The organism is Pseudomonas spirodelae (assembly GCF_034653255.1).
GTDB lineage: Bacteria > Pseudomonadota > Gammaproteobacteria > Pseudomonadales > Pseudomonadaceae > Aquipseudomonas > Aquipseudomonas spirodelae.
The window spans coordinates 29,385-47,973 of sequence record NZ_JAYEET010000055.1 but is presented as its reverse complement, the minus strand read 5'-3'; the positions used below and the strand labels follow the sequence as shown (position 1 = coordinate 47,973).

The following is an 18,589-nucleotide window of genomic DNA, read 5'->3' as shown; positions in this document are numbered from 1 at the left end:
CCACAAGCCCATGGAGGTTACCTTTTAGTTATTATTGGAAGAAAACAATTGAATACAATTTTGTATACAAATTCAATTTCCTCCCGACATATAACCGCTATCGGCCAGCCGGCGTGCCGGCTTTAATCGCCGCCGCAAAGACGGCGCAGGCCAGGCTGAACAGGCTTAGAGCAGCATGACCTGCGCCATAAGGGCTCGCCGTTAGTTCTGCAGGCTGAAGCTCAGCTGGGCGGTCTGCCCGCTTTCATCGAGCACGCTGAGCTGGTAACGCCCCGCCCGCGCAAAACTTTGGCTAATCAGCGCGTCGGCATTGGTTTCGGCAACCGGCTGACCGTCAACAAACCACCAGCGTCGGCCACTGCCGCCCAGAGCCGATAGACGTAAGCGCAGCGGCTCAGCGCTGCCGGCTGGGCGACGCAAACGATCGCCCTCACGCACGCCGACAATCGACAGCGGTGCGCTGGCCGGTACATGCTGCGGCGGGCACTGCGGATCAACCGCCGGCATGCGCGCACTGCGCCGCTCACGCCGGGGCAACCAGGGCTCCAGCGGGGCCGGCCACAAGGCCAGGTTCTGCTGCGTGGCGCCGGGGCAACTGGCATCCACGCGCAAGCCGGCGGCATTGGTCCAGATACGCTCCTGCAGCCCCAAGCCCAACGGCTGATCCGGCGCTGGTAAGGTCGGTGGCGTGGTGCCCGCCAGGGTCCAGGCAAAGCGCTGGCGGCGGCAGTTGGGGTCCTGTGGGTCCATCGGTTGCCCCAGTGGCCAGCAGATCGCCGCAACGCCCACCTCAGCCGGTTGCGGATCAAGCGGCTGGGCAATCCCGCGTTGGCTGTCACGGTTGACCAGCAGATCATGCACCTGCAGCAGCAAGGGCGCGGCCGAGGCCAACCCGAACTGCCCCGGCACCGGCGTACCGTCCGGCCGGCCAATCCAGATACCGATCAGGTAGCGCGGCGCCACACCAATCGCCCAGGCGTCACGAAAGCCGTAGCTGGTGCCGGTCTTCCAGGCGAGGGTCGGGCGCTGCACCAGCTGCGCACGCGGGTCACGGTCCGGGCGCGCCTGACCGCTGAGAATCCGCCGCACTATCCACGCCGAGCCGGGCGACAACAAACGCCGCTCATGCAACCCATCCTGCGGCTGAAAACGCAGACGCGCAGCCATGCCGCCGCGGGCAAAAGCGCTGTAACCGCTGACCAGCTCTTCCAAGCGACTGCCGGCACCGCCGAGAATCAACGCCAGGTTGGGCTCGGCCAAGGGCGGCAACAACAACGGCACCCCGGCGCTACGCAACTCACCGGCAAAGCGTTTCGGCCCGTAGGCTTCCAACAGCTGCACAGCGGGCAGGTTGAGCGAGGTGGCCAACGCCTGGCTGGCCGACACCGCGCCGCTGAACCCACTGGCAAAATTCCCTGGCCGGTAATCGCCATAGCGCCGGGGCACATCCTGCAGCAAGGACTCGGAGTGAATCAGCCCCTCGTCCAGGGCCATACCATAGAGAAAGGGTTTCAGCGTCGAGCCCGGCGAGCGCACCGCGCGAACCATATCAACATGGCCAAACCGCTTGGCATCACTGATATCCACCGAGCCCAGGTAGGCCCGCACCGCCATGCTCGGCTGCTCAACCACCAAAATCGCCGCCGAGGTGCGCTCCGGCAGGCGCGCACGCCAGCCGAGCAGCAGGTCTTCCAGGCGGCGCTGCAAGGCGGCATCCAGCGTGGTGTGAATCAGCGGCGGACTGCTGCGCGTATTCAGCCGCCGTGCAAGTAGCGGGGCCAGACGCGGCTCCTGGCGCGGCGCCAGCAGCACCGGTTCCTCCAGCGCATCGCTGATCGCCGACTGCGGCCACACATTAAAGTCGGCCAACCGTTTCAGCACTTTGTCACGCGCCGCCTGCGCGCGCTCGGGATGACGATCCGGACGCAAGCGGCTGGGGGCTTGCGGCAGCACCGCGAGCAACGCGGCTTCGGCGCGGGTCAGTTGGCTCGGTGATTTGCCCAGATAAGCCCAGCTGGCGGCTGCCACGCCCTGCAAGGTGCCGCCAAAGGGCGCGCGGTTGAGGTAGAGGGTGAGAATTTCGTCCTTGGACAGGTGCCACTCCAGCTGCAGCGTGCGCCACAGCTGCTTGAGCTTGCCTCTGTAACTGCGCGCATGCGGATCCAGCAGGCGCGCCACCTGCATAGACAGTGTGCTGCCACCCGAGAGCACCCGCCCGCCTTGCAGGTTTTGCCAAGCCGCACGGCCCAGCGCCAGCGGGTTGACCCCGGGATGCTGATAAAACCAGCGGTCTTCATAGGTCAGCAGCGCTTCCAGGTAATAAGGCGACACCTGATCCGGGCGCACCGGATAGCGCCATACACCGTCATGGTCGGCGAAGCGCCACAGCGGCGTACCATCCTCGGCCAGCACCACGCGGGCCAGGTCATCGACCGGCAAAGGCAGCGGCAATAGTCGATCAGCCAGCATCAGCACTAACAGCAGACACAGCGGCAGCCACAGCCAAGGGCGGCGCAGCAAAGGCCACACGCGGTTATGCCAAACAGACAGAACCAAAAGGTAGAGCGGCTTAACGCGGGTCATGCGCTGATCCATTCCTTGCATCGCGAACGTGTTCTGCTAATTAGCGACGTGCCTAACCAACAGCGCTGCCATTCTGCCAAATGACTGGCACACTGGCGCGCAGCAGCAATCAAAGCCGAGTCGAGTGGAACGGGAATTATGGGTGTAGAAGGTTTTTTTGAATCCCTGGGCGAGGCAGTTGGCTCGGTGATTCGCTTTATCGTCGAGGGCCTGGGCGGCTTTTTCGGCATGCTCGGCGGTGCGGTCAGCAGCTTTATCGCGGGCATGTCCAAGGCCTTAGGGGTAACGCCGTCATTGCTCAGCATTGTGGTTCTGATAGCAGGCCTCTGGCTGCTGTACATCGCAGTACGCGCCTTTATCCGCCGCTCGATCATTGCCGGCATGATTTGGCTGGTTTTGGGGTTGTGGTTGCTGAGCGGTCTGATCAGCTAAGAACCCGTCTACGATCTGCTGCGCTTCGGCCCTGCTGCGTTAAAAGTAGGCTCGGAATGCTCATGTACAGGTCGTACACTCCGCTTCCTCGCCTGCTTTTGCCTTGCATGACTCTAGCTCGCGAGATCGCAAACAGGTTCTAAGCACACTGGCTAAACAACAAGGCCCGCCAACTTGGCGGGCCTTGTGCGTTCTAGCGTTCTTTAACCACCAGACGGCCGGGGCTTTCGCCCAGTGCTTGCCAGTTCGGCCGGTACATCGACTCCACTTGTGGTGGCGGTACGCGGTAGCTACCGGGGGTAACCGCGCGGGCCAGGTACAGCAGGTGGGTGGTGCCGTAGCCGTTTACATCCAGCGCCGCGACGTAACGATCACCACGGAACTCCTGGTGTTTGATCGCCGCGTTCTGCATCGACTCACGCCACTCTTTCACTGCACTGCTGGCATCGTCCAGGCTGGCCGAGCTTTGCGCCAGGTTCTGGTTTTCCAGCTCCAGGCCCGCCGGTAGCAGATCAACCACCAGAGCATCCGGCACCCGCTGCTTGGCGGATACGGCCAGGTGCACCAGCACCAGTTCGCCGCTTTGCAGGTTACTCAGGTCCAGCGTCTCACCGTCCATGCCTAAGTATTCGCGGTAGATGCTGAGGTTTTCACCGCCAGCCGCCGGCGCCTGACTTGGATAGCCAGACAGGGTCAACTGCTGATACAGCGGCGTATCCCCCGGTTTGTCCGTCGAGTTGCTGATGCTCAGCGGCGCCGCCAGATCACCGCTATCCAGTTTGAGACCTGACTGAGCATTGCTCAGCTCGAAGGCCAGGCTGCCACTTTGCAGGTCCGCGCTCCAGTTCGGCTCAGGCTTGCTCAGCAGGTTGCGACCGGCCAGGTACAGCGAATTACGCTCCTGGGTCGACAGCCACTGCTGGCTGGCCACTTCATCGGCGAGACTGAACAGGCGCTCTTCGCGGCGATTTTTCGCCAGATCGTGCTCTTCCAGCAGCGCCAGAATCAGCGCCTGGTCGCGCAACGGGCTGCCGTAATCCGCCAGCCAGGTATTGCGCTCGCGCCCACGGGCCAGGCCGGCAGTCAGCAGCTCATCCGCTCGCGGCTGATCACCCATTTTCTGCAGGGCCACGGCCAGGTGCACCAACGGCAAACCGGACAGTGCATCACTGCGTCGCTCATACAAGCTACGCAAGGCACCCAGCGGCGCCTGTTGGCTGCGCGCCAACACGTAACCGGCGTAAGCCTGCACGGCAAAGCGGCTGTGGTTGGCGTTGTCGCTGTAGTTGACCTCGATCAGCTGGCGCTCCTGCAAATAGCGCAGCAGACGTTCGTTGACCTTTTTCAGCGCCTCTTCCGGCACGCCGAAGCCTTGCTCGCGAGCACGCAAGAGGAAGTCGCTGACATACGCAGTCAGCCAGTATTCCTCATCACTGTCCGCGCCCCACAGGCCGAAGCTGCCGTTGTAGCGCTGCATGCTCAGCAGGCGCTCGATGCCCAGCTCGATGGCGCGCTTGCGCTGCTCATCCGGCTCGGCTTCCACACCCAGGCGTTTCAGGGTTGCCGCATCGGCGTACAACGATGGATACAGGCCGCTGGTGGTCTGCTCCAGACAGCCGTAGGGATAAGCCTTGAGTGCGCGGATCTGCTCGCCCAGGTTGAGCGGTGGACGGCTGGAAATCGCCAGACGTGCTTCCAGGCCGGCTGTTTCAAAGGCGCTCAGGGCATCGGCCGGCAGCAACCAGGGCTCGTCTTTGAGCACCGCACGGAAGTGCTGCAACTGCGCCGGATAGGCCGGGCGGATACCTAGCTGCCATTCACGACTGAACGGCGGCAGGTCTTCACCGGGCAGAACCAGGCCATTGACCTTGACCGTAAAGCGCCCTTGACCGTAGCCGCCCATCGCCACCACAGGAATACGCAGAATGCTGCGCTGACCATCGGCCAAGGTGATCGGCGCCACCGCCGTGCCGGGGTTCTGCGCCAGACGCAACTGGCCTTCGGCGCTCAGTTGCACATCCAGCTTCTGCTCACGTCCGGACAGGTTGCTCAGGTCCAGGGCTAGAGTGGTTTCATCGCCACCGGCGAGGAAGCGCGGCGCCGACAGCTCGGCAATCAGCGGCGCGGCGACCACCGTCTTGCCTTCGCCCATGCCGTAATGCTCGTCAGTCCAGGCTTGCGCCATCAGGCGCAGCTCGCCGTTGAAGTCAGGGATAGCCAGGCTGACTTCGCCTTCGCCCTGCTCGTTCAGCATCAGCGGCTGGCTTTGCAGTGCAACGATCAGCACGCTGGTATCCGGACGCTTACCGCCAGCGGCCAGCGCGGCGTCACCACCAAAGGCCAGTTTGGCCACTCGGCCTTGGCCGGCTTCGATCAGCTGCCCGTAGATATCCAGCTGATCCGCGCCATAGGCCTTGCGGCCGAAGAAGTTGGCGAATGGATCAGGCGTGGCGTACTCGGTGATATTGAGGATGCCGACATCCACGGCGGCTACCAGCACCTGCGCCTGTTTCGGGATACTGCCATCGGCGTTGCGCGCCTGCACCTTGACGTTGAGCGGCTGATTGGGGCGCATCTTCTCCGCAGCGGTTAGGGTCAGCGCCAACTTGCGCGGAGCACGTTCCAGCGGCAGATGCAGCAGGCCGACCGCGCGTTTAGGCGTGGCGTTGCTCTTGCGCTCGCCGGGACGAATCACCAGCGCGCTGACATACAGGTCATGCCGCGCCCACTCCCTGGCAATCGGAATGTCGAAGGTCTTACCCTCAGACGGCACCTCGATCTCTTGCCACCACAGCGGCCCTTCGCTGGACTCCACCATCAGGTAGCCCTTGCCCGCAGACGGAGGGGTAACGGTTACCTGGGCGGTGTCGCCATCGGCGTACGCCGGTTTATCCAGCGCCAGCTTGACCTGATCCGGCCGTACCGCGCCGCCGTCGGCGTTGTCCTGCCAGCGGTAGCCGGCCCAGAAGCGCAGGCTGCTGAGCAGGCCAGTCTGCGCATCAATCACTTCAACGCGGTACGGGCCCCACTCCACCGGGAAGCTGATCTTGGCGGTGCCGCCGGCTGCGACCTTGAGGGTTTCCTCGTTGAGGGTGAGGAATTTCTCGGTGTAGTTATGGCTCCAGCCATCGCTCTCGGAGAAGTTCCAGAAGTAGTCACGGCGCTCACGAATCAGGCGCACGCTAAGTTGATCAGCCGCCAGCTTGTTACCGGCCGCATCAGCCACCAGCACATCGAACTCAGCCAGGCTGTCGGCATCCACTTCCTCGCCATCAAACAGCCCACGCACGCCAGGCAGACGCTCGGCCGGCCATACGGGTTGAATCACTCGCCGGGTAATCGCCCGGCCGCCGGATTCCTGCAGGCTGGCTTGCAGAATCAGACGCAGCGGCGATTTGGCATCGGCCCAGCGGCTTTCGATATCCAGGCTGGCCTTGCCCTGCTCGTCCAGGCTGGTTTCATCCAGTTCGATGTCTTCACTTAGTTCTTCTTCGGTGACCGAACCGAACTGGTAGCCCGGCAGGCTGGCCACCGCCTCACGCAGCGGCCGCACATAGAGCTGACCGCTGAGGCGATTACCCGCCGCCGGCGCGCCGTACAGGTAGCGACCGGTGACCTCGAACTGGGCATTTTCCACCGGGGTGTAGGGTTCTTCGCTGCCTTTTATTTCCAGCGCCATACGTTCTGGCAGGAAGTCTTCCACAGAGAATTCATACAATTGCGGCTTGCCATCACCCAGCTCAAACAGCAGCTGCCAGCGCCCAGTCGGGGCTTCGTCAGCCAGTTGCAGCTGGTACTGATACAGGCCAGCGTCATCGGCCTGCCAAACGAACTTGCGGCTGACCTGCTCGTCCGGGCGGCGCACTTCAACATTCACCGGCTGGGCGTTCACCGCGCGGCCATCGGCATCGCGCAGCAGGCCGTTGAGCAGCACGGTTTCGCCCGGACGATAAAGGTCACGCGGGCCAAATACAAAGAACTGCAGGGGATGGGCGGCGGGGCCGGCAATATCAAACTCGGCCAGGTCCAGCGCCGAACCGTTTAAGCGCAGCAGGCTGGTCTGCTGCGCCTGATGGGCCAGTAACACCTCGGCCTTGGGCGGCAGCGGCAACTGCGCGTGGCCGGCGCCGTCGGTCTTGCCTTCGGCCAGCACCTGGCCTTCACCATTGAGGATTTCTAGGCGTACATCGCCCAGGGCATCGCCGCCGGCCAGGGCCTGAGTGAAGACATCGATACGGTTCTGGTAGCGCCGTGCAGACAAGCCGATATCGCTCAGGGTGAACAGCGTGGCCGGCTGCGAATAGGCGTAACTGCCCGCTTCACGCATCACCGCCAGGTAAACGCCGGGTTGCTTGAACGGCTCTAGGCCGGCAATCGGCAGCAACAGGGTTTCACGGGTATTGCGCGCGGGGTTGAGGTCGAAACGCCCACCGTAGACCAGATCAGCCATCGGCAACAGGCTGCGCGCCTCCCAGGTATCCAGGTTGCTCGAACGGCCCCAACGATTGAGAAAAGCCGGCAGCGATTCGGGCTTGATGCGGAAGAACTCGACATTCACCTTGTCGACGTTCAGCGCAATCACCGGCAGGCCTTCGGCGAGGCGCGTGGGCAGCAAGGAACCACGGCTGGCGAAGCCGACACTGGCCTGCAGGTCGCGAGTTTCCAAACGCGTGACCTGCTCGGCGGCGAGCTTCTTGCCATTCAGCCCGAGCAACCCGGCATCCACCGTCAGCACCAGCTTGCGCTGCGGCTCCAGGTGGCGCAGGCGCACTTCCATCAGGTTGTCGCTGAGCTCCCAGGCGCCATCGACCTTGCCGCTCTTGCTATCGACCAGATGCAAACGCTCGGCGAGCTTCTGCTCGGGGTCGAGCGGCACCGAAAAGCTGATCGACAAGGTACTCGCCCCGTCCAGCTGCACTTCCGAGACATCCACCACGCTCAGCTCGCGACCGGCGTAACGCTCGGCCAGCGCCGCGCGGTCAACCTCAGGCTTGGCCGCCTGACTAATCACCGGCGGGGTTTGGCTGGCCGTCACTTCGGCCGGCCCAGGGGTGGATGAATCACAGGCACTGAGCAGGCTCAGAACAAGTGCCAGAAGCAGTCCATTCTTCGGCATTGCGGGCTCCAACAGGGGTAGATGCACAGGCCTGACACTATAGTCGAGGCACTCACCCACAACTAAGCCTGCGCACGCAAAACGGCTCAGCAGCGCGCGCCGGCCGATACGTGTTTAATAGCCCGTCTGTGACACACGCTCGCGCATTGAGTTGCAGGCATTTTAATTTTCAGACCGAGAAGCGCATTGATAAACGCCGTACGCGATGCCTGGCAGCACGCCCCCACCCATCATCGAGTCTGGGCGCTGGCTGCACCGATGATCCTGTGCAACCTCTCCGTGCCCTTGGTGGCGCTGGTCGACAGTGCGGTGATTGGCCATTTGCCGCATGCTCACCAACTGGCCGCAGTGGCCGTGGGCGGCAGCCTGTATACCCTGCTGACCTGGGCGGTGGGCTTTCTGCGCATGGGCACCACCGGCTTCAGTGCTCAGGCGGCCGGGCGCAAGGATGGCGGTGCGCTGCGCCAGGTATTGGTGCAGGGTTTGCTACTTGGTGTGCTGCTGGCCGCCCTGCTGATCAGCCTGGCCATCCCCCTGAGCAGCGCCGCACTGAGCCTGATGAACCCTTCGGCGCAACTCGATGAGCTGGCGCGCAACTACCTGCATATCCGCCTATTCGGCCTGCCCGCCGCGCTGACCACCTACGCCCTGGTCGGTTGGTTGCTCGGTACGCAGAACGCCCGTGGCCCGCTGGCCATTCTGCTGACCACTAACCTGCTCAACGTCGCCCTCGACCTGCTGTTTGTGCTCGGCCTGCACTGGGGCGTGGCGGGCGCCGCCTGGGCCTCGGTGATTGCCGAATGGAGCGGCGCGCTGCTCGGTCTGTTCCTGGCGCGGCGCGCCCTGCGGGCCTATGCCGGCACGCTGGACTGGGCCGCGCTGCGCCGCTGGCTGAACTGGCGACCGTTGCTGACCGTCAATCGCGACATCTTTATCCGCACCCTGGCGCTGCAGGCGGTGTTCTTCCTGATTACCGTGCAGGGTGCGCGCCTGGGCGATGCCACCGTGGCGGCCAACGCCCTGCTGCTCAACGGCCTGCTACTGACCGCCCACGCCCTTGATGGCCTGGCGCATGCCCTGGAAGCCCTGTGCGGGCATGCACTGGGCGCGCGTGATCGCAGTGCGTTGAGGCGCACGCTGATTGTGGCCGGTGGTTGGTCGCTACTCGCCAGCAGCGGTTTCGCGCTGTTCTTTCTGCTCGGCGGGCAGTGGTTTATTCAACTGCAAACCAATATCGACGCGGTGCGCGAAGCGGCATTCATCTACCTGCCGTACCTCGCCCTGCTCCCCTTGATCGCGGTCTGGAGCTACCTGCTCGATGGCCTGTTTATCGGCGCCACCCGCGCCCGCGAAATGCGCGACGCCATGCTCCTGGCGCTGCTGCTCAGTCTGCCGCTGGCCTGGGCCCTGCAACCGCTGGGCAACCAGGGCTTGTGGTTGGCCTTTCTCAGTTTTATGGCGCTGCGCAGCCTGTGCCTTGGGGGCTATGCTTACCGTCTGACCAAGGCCGATCAATGGTTCGCCCCCAGCCCATCAGGAGCTCCCCATGCTCAGCCCTGAAATACCCAGTGATGAAGCGCTGCGCCAGCAGGCCTTGGACGATAACGAGTTACTCGACACGCCGGCCGACCCTTACCTGGACACCTTGGTGCGGGTGGTGCGCGAGGTATTTGCGGTCAAGACCGTATTGGTCAGCCTGATCGACCATGATCGGCAATGGTTTAAAGCGCGCATCGGCCTGGAAGCAGACGCGACACCACGCGCCATCTCCTTCTGCGGTCACGCAATTTTGGGTACCCAGGCACTTATTGTCGAAGACACCCATAACGACCCGCGCTTTAACGACAACCCGCTGGTGCTCAACAACCCCAATATCCGCTTTTACGCCGGGCACCCCCTATTCTCCGCGGAAAACCAGGCACTGGGTACCCTGTGCCTGATCGACCCGCAGCCACAGAAACTCACGGCCAAACAACAAAGCCTGTTTATCGACATGGCCGCACTGGTCGAGGGCTACCTGAAACTGCGTAACGACAGTGAGCAAACCGTACAGTTACGCGCGGCGCTAAGCCGTGAACAACGCAAGGCCATGCTCGACCCCCTGACCCAGCTGTGGAACCGTGCCGGCCTTAACCACTTTCTGCCTAGGCACCAGCAACAGGCCGACGACCTTGACCTGCAACTGGGCGTGCTGTTTTGCGACCTGGATTACTTCAAGAAGATCAACGACAGCCATGGTCACGCCGCTGGCGACCAGGTGCTATGGGAAACCGCGCGACGCATCAGCGCCGCCGTGCGCCCGCAGGACGTAGTCACACGCAGCGGCGGCGAAGAATTCGTGGTGCTGCTGCAGGTGCACGACCAGCAAGAACTACTACAGATTGCCGAACGCATTCGCAGTGCCATGAGCAATACGCCGCTGGATATCGATGGCCTGCACATCAAGCTGACCATCAGCATCGGCGCCACCCTGCGTACCGCTCAAGATGCGCCGAACGATGCCCTGAAGCGCGCCGACCAGGCGCTGTATCAGGCCAAAGGCAATGGCCGTAACCGGGTCGAATTCGCTAACTGAATCCCCTCTGTGAAAGGACGCCAGCATGGGCCAAGCACTTGTTGCCTACCTGCATTACCTGTCGATCTTCCTGCTGTTCGCCCTGCTCAGCATCGAACATGTGCAATTTAAATTGCCGCTGGATCTGCGCCGGGCACGTGGCCTGATCATCACCGACATCGCCTACGGCGTGAGTGCCGGGCTGGTGTTATTCAGCGGCCTGGCGCGGGTGCTCTGGCATGGCAAGGGCCTGGACTACTACCTGGGCAACAGCCTGTTTCACGCCAAAGTCGGCCTGTTTATTCTCATCGGGCTGATTTCCGTGCTGCCGACCTTTGTTTTCCTCAACTGGCGCAACAGCCTCAAGGCCGGCGAAGTGCCACAGGTCAGCAGTCGCCAGGCTCGCCTGGTGATTGGGGTGATTCGCCTGGAACTGTTGTTGCTACTGGTGATCCCATTACTGGCGGTGCTGATGGCCCGCGGCTATGGCGTAAGCAGCTGACTGCTGGCTAATTAAGCAACCGTTTTGCGGGAGGGACTTTAGCCGCGATAGTCGCTCTCCGCTAAAGCGCCTCCTACACGTCCAGATACCGCCCGCTGATTTGCCCGTACGGCCCCGCTCTGCTAGTGTCGCGCGGTTGCATATCCCCCGATTCCGCCGATCCGCCCCCGAGAAATTCGCCATGGCCGCCCGTAAAAAAGCCGCGCTCGACTTCGAGCAATCCCTGACCGATCTGCAGAACCTGGTCGAACGTCTGGAAAACGGCGAGCTGTCGCTAGAAGACTCGCTGACTGCCTTTGAACAAGGCGTACGCCTGACCCGCGATTGCCAAACGGCATTGGCTCAGGCCGAACAGAAAGTGCAAATCCTCATGGAACGTGACGGCGCGCTGGAGGAAGCCCCTTTCGACGCGGATCAGCAGGCATGATCGCGACCTACCAGAGCCACTGCCAACGGCGCGTCGATAGCGCCCTGGAAACCCTCCTGAGCAGCCCACGCCCGGAGCTGGAACGCCTGTATGCCGCCATGCGCTACAGCCTGTTCAATGGCGGCAAACGCGTACGTCCGCTACTCGCCTACGCCGCCTGCGAAGCCCTTGGCGGCGAGCCGGAACGCGCCAATGCGGCCGCCTGCGCCGTAGAACTGATCCACGCCTATTCCCTGGTGCATGACGACCTGCCGGCGATGGACGATGACGACCTGCGCCGCGGTCAACCAACCACCCACAAAGCCTTCGACGAAGCCTGCGCAATTCTTGCCGGTGACGGTCTGCAGAGCCTGGCCTTTGAAGTGCTCGCCGACGCCACGCACAACCCGCACGACGCGCAGTTGCGCCTGGCCATGCTCAGCGCGCTGGCGCGTGCAGCCGGCCCCGCGGGCATGGTGGGCGGCCAGGCGATCGACCTCGGCTCGGTCGGCCAAGCACTCGACCAAAACGCCCTGGAAACCATGCACCGGCACAAGACCGGCGCGCTGATCGAGGCCAGCGTGCAGCTCGGCGCGCTAGCCAGCGGCCTGGCTGACGAACATGCCCTGAAAGCCTTGCACAGCTATGCCCGCGCGATTGGCCTGGCGTTTCAGGTGCAAGACGACATCCTTGACGTGGAAAGCGACACCGCAACCCTGGGCAAGACCCAAGGCAAGGATCAGGCCCACGACAAACCCACCTACCCCGCCCTGCTCGGTCTCGACGCCGCCAAAGCTTATGCCCAAGAGCTGTGCGAACAGGCGCTGCATGCTCTGCGCCCCTTCGACCAAGCCGCCGAGCCACTGCGAGAGCTGGCCCGTTATATCGTCGAACGGCGTAGCTGATCCATCCCCGAGCGGCTGCCTGCCAGTGTCAGCATCTGCTCACGCAACCAACGATGTCCCGCCTGGTTCTCCACCTGCATGGACCAATAAAGATTGAGGTTCACCGGCACCAGTGCCAACGGCAAATCGAGCAACCGATTGGGCAACCCGGCATTAATCAACTCGGCGTAACGCCTCGGCATAGTCAGCAACCACTCACTCTGCGCCACCAATAGAGCCGCCGACAGGTAATGCTGGCAACGCTGCCGCACTTGCCTTACCAACCCCTGCCGCGCTAACGCCAGGTCTTCCACGCAGATCCCGCGCCGCCGTGACGTCACCGCAATATGCTCGGCGGCCAAATAACGCGCCGCACTCAACTCCCCACTAAACGCCGGCCCCGCGACTACGCACAACGGATCACTCAAGAGCAGTTGCTGTCGCAGCTCTGGGTCCGTTGAGCGGGCAATTTCAATGGCCAGATCGACCCGCCCCGCGCTTAATTCACGCTGCAACTCAGCCCAATGCACGCTGCTGCAACGCACCTCCAGTTGCGGGGCCACCTCACGCAGGTGAGCGACAATGCTCGGCAGCACCACCGGTTCCATCTGCTCAGGCATGTTCAAGGTAAAGGTGCGCCGGTCACGCAACGGGTCAAAGTCTTGCTCGCGCGTCACGCTGCGCAGCAAGCCGGCCAGCGCCGCCTGAATACCCGGGGCCAGTTGCGTGGCCAACAGTGTCGGCGCGACGCCACGCCCCTCGCGGACAAACAGTGGATCACCCAGCTGCTCGCGCAGACGATTAAGCGCATGGCTGACCGCGGACTGACTGAGGTGCAACAAAACCGCCGCGCGGGTCAGGTTGCGCTCACGGTAAATCACCTCAAACACTCGAAACAGATTCAGGTCGATGCGATCCATCTTCGACCATTCATGCTGCTGATTCATGGTTATTCCCTGCAAGAGCACATCGCTGCAGCCTAACAGCCATGCACACAGAACAAACCATGAATGCGGCTCATGGATAACGATGCATAAGCATCAGTTCTACCGCCCCAGCAAGGCTGCCTAAGATGCCCGCAAACAAGAACACCGAGGCCTCTTCTGCCATGCTTGAAAACGCTTACCTCGACCAACTGTCCCGCCTGCAAGCCGCCGCCTGGCCTGCCAATGCCCCACGCGAAGCGCAGTACCCACACGGCCAACAACCGCTCAGCGAGTACCTGCGCGCCTGGGCGAAGCAGCAGCCCGACCGCCCGGCACTGGATTTTTACGGCCATAGCATCACCTGGGCTGAACTGGACCGTTTGTCCGACCGCTGCGCCGCCCTGTTGGTCGAGCTAGGGGTCAAGGTGGGGGATCGGGTAGCGGTATTTATGCCCAACTGCCCGCAACTGCACATTGCTTTCTACGGCATTCTCAAATGTGGCGCTGTGTATGCGCCGGTCAGCCCGCTGAGCAAGCCGATGGAGCTGGCCTACCAACTCAAGGACAGCGGCGCGCACGTCATCCTCTGCTTTGACCAATTGCTACCCGTGGTTCGGGCGGTGCGCGAAGAATGCGCGCTCAGCCAGGTACTGAGCACCAGCCTGTCGGAACTGCGCCCCAGCGTGCCCAGCATCCCGGTGGCCGACCTGCTGCTCGCGCCCAAGGTTCAGGCCGATGACGCCATCGACTTTCTCCCGGCGCTAGAGCACTGCCAGCACGCCACGCCCAGCCACCGCCCGCAGCTGGAGGATATCGCCGCGCTCAATTACACCGGTGGCACCACCGGCCTGCCGAAAGGCTGCGTGCACACCCACGGCGACATGCTCTACACCTGTGCCAGCTTTGTGCCCGTCGCGCTGGGGCTACACACTGACAGCGTGATGCTCAACTTCTTGCCGGAGTTCTGGATTGCCGGAGAAAACGCCGGGCTGTTGTTTCCGGTATTCAGCGGTTGTCGCCTGGTACTCCTGGCGCGCTGGGACGCGCTGGCGTTTATGGCCGCCGTCGAGCATTACCGGGTCAGCCATTGCGGCCTGCTGGTCGACAGCGCCGTCGAGGTGCTCGAACACCCCGAAGCCGGCACCTACCGCCTGGACTCCTTGCAACGCACTGGCAGCATTTCTTTTATCAAGAAGCTGACCCGCGACTACCGCCAGCGCTGGCGCGCACTGACCAGCTGCACACTGTTCGAATTCAGCTTTGGTATGACCGAAACCCATACCTGCGACACCTTTACCTACGGCCTGCAAGATGACGACTTTGACCTGAACAGCGCCCCGACCTTCGTCGGCCTGCCGGTGCCCGGCACCGCATTCAAGGTCTGCGACTTCAACACCGGCGAGCTACTGCCGCTGGGCAGCGAAGGCGAGCTGTGCGTGCGCAGCCCTTCGCTGCTGCACGGTTACTGGCAACGCCCGGAAGAATCTGCGGCAGTGCTCAAGGACGGCTGGCTGCACACTGGCGACCTTGGTCAGATCACCGAGCAGGGCTTTATCCGCTACCTAGGCCGGCGTAAGGAGATGCTCAAGGTCAACGGCATGAGCGTATTCCCCAGCGAGCTGGAAGCCATGCTCGGCCAGCACCCTGCCTTGCTCGCCAGCGCAGTGATCGGGCGCGCAGATACCAGCAGTGGCCAACGTCCGGTGGCCTTTGTTGTGCTCAAGGCCGGTAGCCAGGAGAACGCCGACAGCCTGCACGCCTGGTGCAAGGCGGCCATGGCCAGCTACAAGGTCCCGGAACTGCGCGTGGTCGCGGCACTGCCCATGACGGCCACCGGCAAGGTGAAAAAGAACGAACTGGAGAGCCTACTGTGAGCGCGCCTTTTACCGCCCTGCTGATCGCCAACCGTGGCGAAATCGCCATCCGTATCGCCCGCGCCGCCAGCGAACTGGGCATCCGCTCCGTGGCCGTGTACGCCGAAGATGACGCCGCCTCCTTGCATGTGCGCCAGGCCGATAGCGCCGTCGCCCTCAGCGGCCGTGGCGTAGCGGCGTATCTGGACATGGATCAACTGATCACCATCGCTCAAGCTCAAGGCTGCGATGCCGTGCACCCGGGCTATGGCTTTCTTGCGGAAAACGCCGAATTCGCCCGCCGCTGCCAGGCCGCCGGTTTGTGTTTTGTTGGCCCCAGCAGCGAAGTGCTGCAACTGTTTGGCGACAAAGCCGCTGCGCGGGAATTAGCCGAACGCTGCGCGGTACCTTTGGTGGCGGGGATCAATCGGCCGATCAGCCTTGCCGAAGCCCACGGGTTCTTCGCCGAACATGGCGCAGTCATGCTCAAAGCCCTGGCCGGCGGTGGTGGCCGTGGTATGCGCCCGGTATTTGCCGCCAGCGAACTGGACGCGGCCTTTGCCCGCTGCCAATCGGAAGCCCGCGCCGCCTTTGGCAACGACGCGCTGTATATCGAGCAGTTGGTCAGCCAGGCCCGGCATATCGAAATTCAGGTGCTGGGCGACAGCACGGGCGCGGTCAGCCACCTATGGGAGCGCGACTGCAGCCTGCAACGCCGTCAGCAGAAGCTGGTGGAAATCGCCCCCAGCCCGGACCTGCCCGCCGCCACCCGCGAGCGCATGATCGCCTGCGCGCTAAAGCTGGCCGGAGCGACAAAGTACCAGGGCCTGGGCACCTTCGAGTTTCTGCTGGATGCCGAGCAGCCCGAGCGCTTCTACTTTATGGAGGCCAACCCGCGCATTCAGGTCGAACACACCGTCACCGAACAGATCACCGGCGTCGACCTGCTGCACACCCAGCTCAAGCTCGCTGCCGGCCAGTCACTCGCCGACCTCGGCCTGCTGCAACCGCCGCCCGTCAATGGCTGCGCCGTGCAGCTGCGCATCAACCTGGAAAGCATGAACGCCGATGGCAGCACGCGCCCGGCCGCCGGCACCCTGAGTGCCTACCAACCACCCAGCGGCCCCGGCCTGCGTGTGGATGGTTACGGCTACGCCGGCTATCCGGTCAGCCCCAGTTACGATTCGCTGCTGGCCAAACTAATCGCCCACGCGGCGGATTACCCCAGAGCCCTGCGCCGCGCCTACCGCGCGCTATGCGAGTTCCGCCTGGAAGGCGTGGCAAGCAACCTGCACCTGCTGCAAAACCTGCTGCGCCTACCGCAAGTGGCGAGCTATCGACTGACCACGCGCTTTGTCGAAAAACACTTGGGCGAGCTGCTGGCGGCACAACCCCAGCCCCACCCGCATCACTTCTTTGCCGATATCCAGGCAACCCGCCAAACCACCCATCACGTACAGGACGCCCCGCCGGGCTGCCTTGCGCTGCACACCCATAGCAGCGGCGTGGTGGTCAGCCTGGAGGTGGCCGAAGGCGATGCGGTTGCCGTCGGCCAAACCATCGCCGTACTGGAGGCGATGAAGATGGAGTTCGTGGTCAGCGCCCGCCACAGCGGTATCGTCCGCCAACTGGCGGTGCAGGTCGGCAGCGCGATGAATGAAGGCCAAGCATTGCTGTTTATCGAACCCGCCGAGGTCGATGCCGCCACCCACCAACACGAGCAAAGCCTGGATTTGGAGCACATTCGTGCGGACCTGGCCGAAGTGCTCGAACGCCATTCCATCACACTTGACGAACGCCGCCCGCAGGCCGTGGCCAAGCGGCGCAAAACCGGCCAGCGCACGGTGCGCGAGAACCTCGCCGAGCTGCTGGATGACGGCAGTTTCAGCGAATACGGCGCGCTGGCGATTGCCGCGCAACGCCGCCGACGCTCGCTGGAAGAACTAATCGAACAAAGCCCGGCTGATGGCCTGGTCGCCGGTATTGGCACCGTTAACGCTGAGACATTCGGTAGCGAAGCCGCGCGCTGCATGGCCATCGCCTACGACTACACGGTGTTCGCCGGCACCCAGGGCGTGATGAACCACAAGAAAACCGACCGCATGCTCGGCCTCGCCGCACAGTGGCGCTTGCCGCTGGTGCTGTTTGCCGAAGGCGGTGGCGGCCGTCCGGGGGACACTGATTTTGTCGGCGTCGCCGGGCTGGACTGCCACACCTTTGTTGGCATGGCCAAACTCTCCGGGCTGGTGCCGCTGGTCGGCGTGGTATCCGGGCGCTGTTTTGCCGGCAACGCCGCCCTGCTCGGTTGCTGTGATGTGATTATCGCCACCGACAACGCCACCATCGGCATGGCCGGCCCGGCGATGATCGAAGGCGGCGGCCTCGGCAGCTTCAAACCGGAAGAAGTCGGCCCGGTCAGCGTGCAGGGGCCCAATGGCGTTATCGATGTGTTGGTGGCAGATGAAACTGAGGCCGTGCAGGTCGCCAAGCAATACTTGAGCTACTTCCAGGGCACGCTCAGCGACTGGCAATGCGCCGATCAGCGCGAGCTGCGGCATGTCATCCCGGAGAACCGCCTGCGCGTGTATGACATCCGCCAGGTCATCGCCATCCTGGCCGACCGCGACTCGGTGCTGGAACTGCGCCGCCAGTTTGCCCCGGGGCTGATCACCGCATTTATCCGCATTGAAGGTAAACCGTTCGGTTTGATGGCCAATAATCCCGCGCACTTGGGCGGCGCCATCGACGCCGTGGCCGGCGACAAAGCCGCGCGTTTTATGCAGCTGTGCGATGCCTTCGATATCCCGCTGCTGTCGCTGTGCGATACACCCGGTTTTATGGTCGGCCCAGAGGCAGAAAAACAGGCCACGGTGCGCCATGTGTCGCGCATGTTCGTGGCGGCCGCCAGCCTGACGGTGCCGTTTTTCACCGTGGTGCTACGCAAGGGTTACGGCCTCGGCGCGCAAGCCATGGCCGCCGGCAGCTTCCATTCGCCGCTGTTTACCATCGCCTGGCCCAGCGCCGAGTTTGGCGCAATGGGCCTGGAAGGTGCGGTGCGTCTGGGTTTTGCCAAGGAGCTGGCAGCTATCGAAGAGTCCGCCGCGCGCCAGCAATTATTCGACAAGCTGGTGGCCAAGGCTTACCAAAACGGCAAGGGCATCAATATGGCCAGCTTCCTGGAGATCGATGCGGTGATCGACCCCGTGGAAACTCGCGCCTGGCTGCTGCGCGGCCTGAATGCAGCGCCAAAGCCCACGTCGCGCACCGGCAAGAAGCGCACAGTCGATACCTGGTAGCCACTGACCGTTGCCCGGATGCATTCCGGGCAACGGC

At 63.2% G+C, this 18,589-nt stretch carries 11 protein-coding genes; 8 read left to right on the top strand and 3 right to left on the bottom strand.

Translation table 11 applies throughout. The features are described 5' to 3' along the window. Positions 1-201: 201 nt before the first annotated feature. Positions 202-2,583, bottom strand: coding sequence for a peptidoglycan glycosyltransferase PbpC (gene pbpC / locus SOP97_RS18230; protein WP_322950404.1), 2,382 nt, complete (start codon positions 2,581-2,583; stop codon positions 202-204). Positions 2,584-2,721: 138 nt separating this feature from the next. On the opposite strand from pbpC, the gene SOP97_RS18225 reads away from it, so the two are divergent. Beyond that, a complete protein-coding gene (locus SOP97_RS18225; protein WP_322950403.1) occupies positions 2,722-3,015 on the top strand; it encodes a hypothetical protein in 294 nt (97 codons plus the stop codon). A gap of 193 nt (positions 3,016-3,208) precedes the next feature. Here the strand turns inward: SOP97_RS18225 and SOP97_RS18220 are convergent, their stop codons facing one another. Further along, a complete protein-coding gene (locus SOP97_RS18220; RefSeq protein WP_322950402.1) occupies positions 3,209-8,131 on the bottom strand; it encodes an alpha-2-macroglobulin family protein in 4,923 nt (1,640 codons plus the stop codon). A gap of 189 nt (positions 8,132-8,320) precedes the next feature. Between SOP97_RS18220 and SOP97_RS18215 the strand changes: the two genes are divergently transcribed. The 5 genes from SOP97_RS18215 to ispA all read left to right on the top strand — a co-directional run bounded on the left by SOP97_RS18215 (position 8,321) and on the right by ispA (position 12,498). Next, complete coding sequence (locus SOP97_RS18215; protein WP_274087781.1) at positions 8,321-9,691, top strand: MATE family efflux transporter; 1,371 nt, start codon at positions 8,321-8,323, stop codon at positions 9,689-9,691. After that, on the top strand, positions 9,678-10,706 hold the full coding sequence (locus SOP97_RS18210) for a sensor domain-containing diguanylate cyclase (protein WP_274087751.1): 1,029 nt from the start codon (positions 9,678-9,680) through the stop codon (positions 10,704-10,706). Before SOP97_RS18215 ends, SOP97_RS18210 begins: the two co-directional genes overlap by 14 nt. Before the next feature lie 25 nt (positions 10,707-10,731). Further along, positions 10,732-11,187, top strand: a complete 456-nt coding sequence (locus SOP97_RS18205) for a DUF2214 family protein (protein ID WP_274087750.1) — start codon at positions 10,732-10,734, stop codon at positions 11,185-11,187. A gap of 181 nt (positions 11,188-11,368) precedes the next feature. Beyond that, positions 11,369-11,614 carry an exodeoxyribonuclease VII small subunit gene (locus SOP97_RS18200; RefSeq protein WP_274087749.1) on the top strand — a complete coding sequence of 82 codons (246 nt, stop codon included), beginning with the start codon at positions 11,369-11,371 and terminating at the stop codon, positions 11,612-11,614. Next, positions 11,611-12,498 (top strand): (2E,6E)-farnesyl diphosphate synthase, encoded by an 888-nt coding sequence (gene ispA, locus SOP97_RS18195; RefSeq protein ID WP_274087748.1) that lies wholly within the window; start codon positions 11,611-11,613, stop codon positions 12,496-12,498. Before SOP97_RS18200 ends, ispA begins: the two co-directional genes overlap by 4 nt. On the opposite strand, the gene SOP97_RS18190 is transcribed toward ispA, so the two are convergent. Beyond that, positions 12,474-13,424, bottom strand: coding sequence for a LysR family transcriptional regulator (locus SOP97_RS18190; RefSeq protein ID WP_274087747.1), 951 nt, complete (start codon positions 13,422-13,424; stop codon positions 12,474-12,476). The genes ispA and SOP97_RS18190 overlap by 25 nt on opposite strands. A gap of 125 nt (positions 13,425-13,549) precedes the next feature. Here SOP97_RS18190 and SOP97_RS18185 point away from each other — a divergent pair, with 125 nt between their 5' ends. Together SOP97_RS18185 and SOP97_RS18180 are read left to right on the top strand one after the other, a co-directional pair. After that, positions 13,550-15,277 (top strand): AMP-binding protein, encoded by a 1,728-nt coding sequence (locus tag SOP97_RS18185; RefSeq protein WP_322950401.1) that lies wholly within the window; start codon positions 13,550-13,552, stop codon positions 15,275-15,277. Next, positions 15,274-18,552 carry a carboxyl transferase domain-containing protein gene (locus tag SOP97_RS18180; RefSeq protein ID WP_274087745.1) on the top strand — a complete coding sequence of 1,093 codons (3,279 nt, stop codon included), beginning with the start codon at positions 15,274-15,276 and terminating at the stop codon, positions 18,550-18,552. Before SOP97_RS18185 ends, SOP97_RS18180 begins: the two co-directional genes overlap by 4 nt. Positions 18,553-18,589: the final 37 nt, after the last annotated feature.

Bases quoted from the DNA above. Each gene is read 5' to 3' on its own strand.
- pbpC (WP_322950404.1), bottom strand. From the start codon at position 2,583: ATGACCCGCGTTAAGCCGCTCTACCTTTTGGTTCTGTCTGTTTGGCAT.
- SOP97_RS18225 (WP_322950403.1), top strand. From the start codon at position 2,722: ATGGGTGTAGAAGGTTTTTTTGAATCCCTGGGCGAGGCAGTTGGCTCG.
- SOP97_RS18220 (WP_322950402.1), bottom strand. From the start codon at position 8,131: ATGCCGAAGAATGGACTGCTTCTGGCACTTGTTCTGAGCCTGCTCAGT.
- SOP97_RS18210 (WP_274087751.1), top strand. From the start codon at position 9,678: ATGCTCAGCCCTGAAATACCCAGTGATGAAGCGCTGCGCCAGCAGGCC.
- SOP97_RS18205 (WP_274087750.1), top strand. From the start codon at position 10,732: ATGGGCCAAGCACTTGTTGCCTACCTGCATTACCTGTCGATCTTCCTG.
- SOP97_RS18200 (WP_274087749.1), top strand. From the start codon at position 11,369: ATGGCCGCCCGTAAAAAAGCCGCGCTCGACTTCGAGCAATCCCTGACC.
- ispA (WP_274087748.1), top strand. From the start codon at position 11,611: ATGATCGCGACCTACCAGAGCCACTGCCAACGGCGCGTCGATAGCGCC.
- SOP97_RS18190 (WP_274087747.1), bottom strand. From the start codon at position 13,424: ATGAATCAGCAGCATGAATGGTCGAAGATGGATCGCATCGACCTGAAT.
- SOP97_RS18185 (WP_322950401.1), top strand. From the start codon at position 13,550: ATGCCCGCAAACAAGAACACCGAGGCCTCTTCTGCCATGCTTGAAAAC.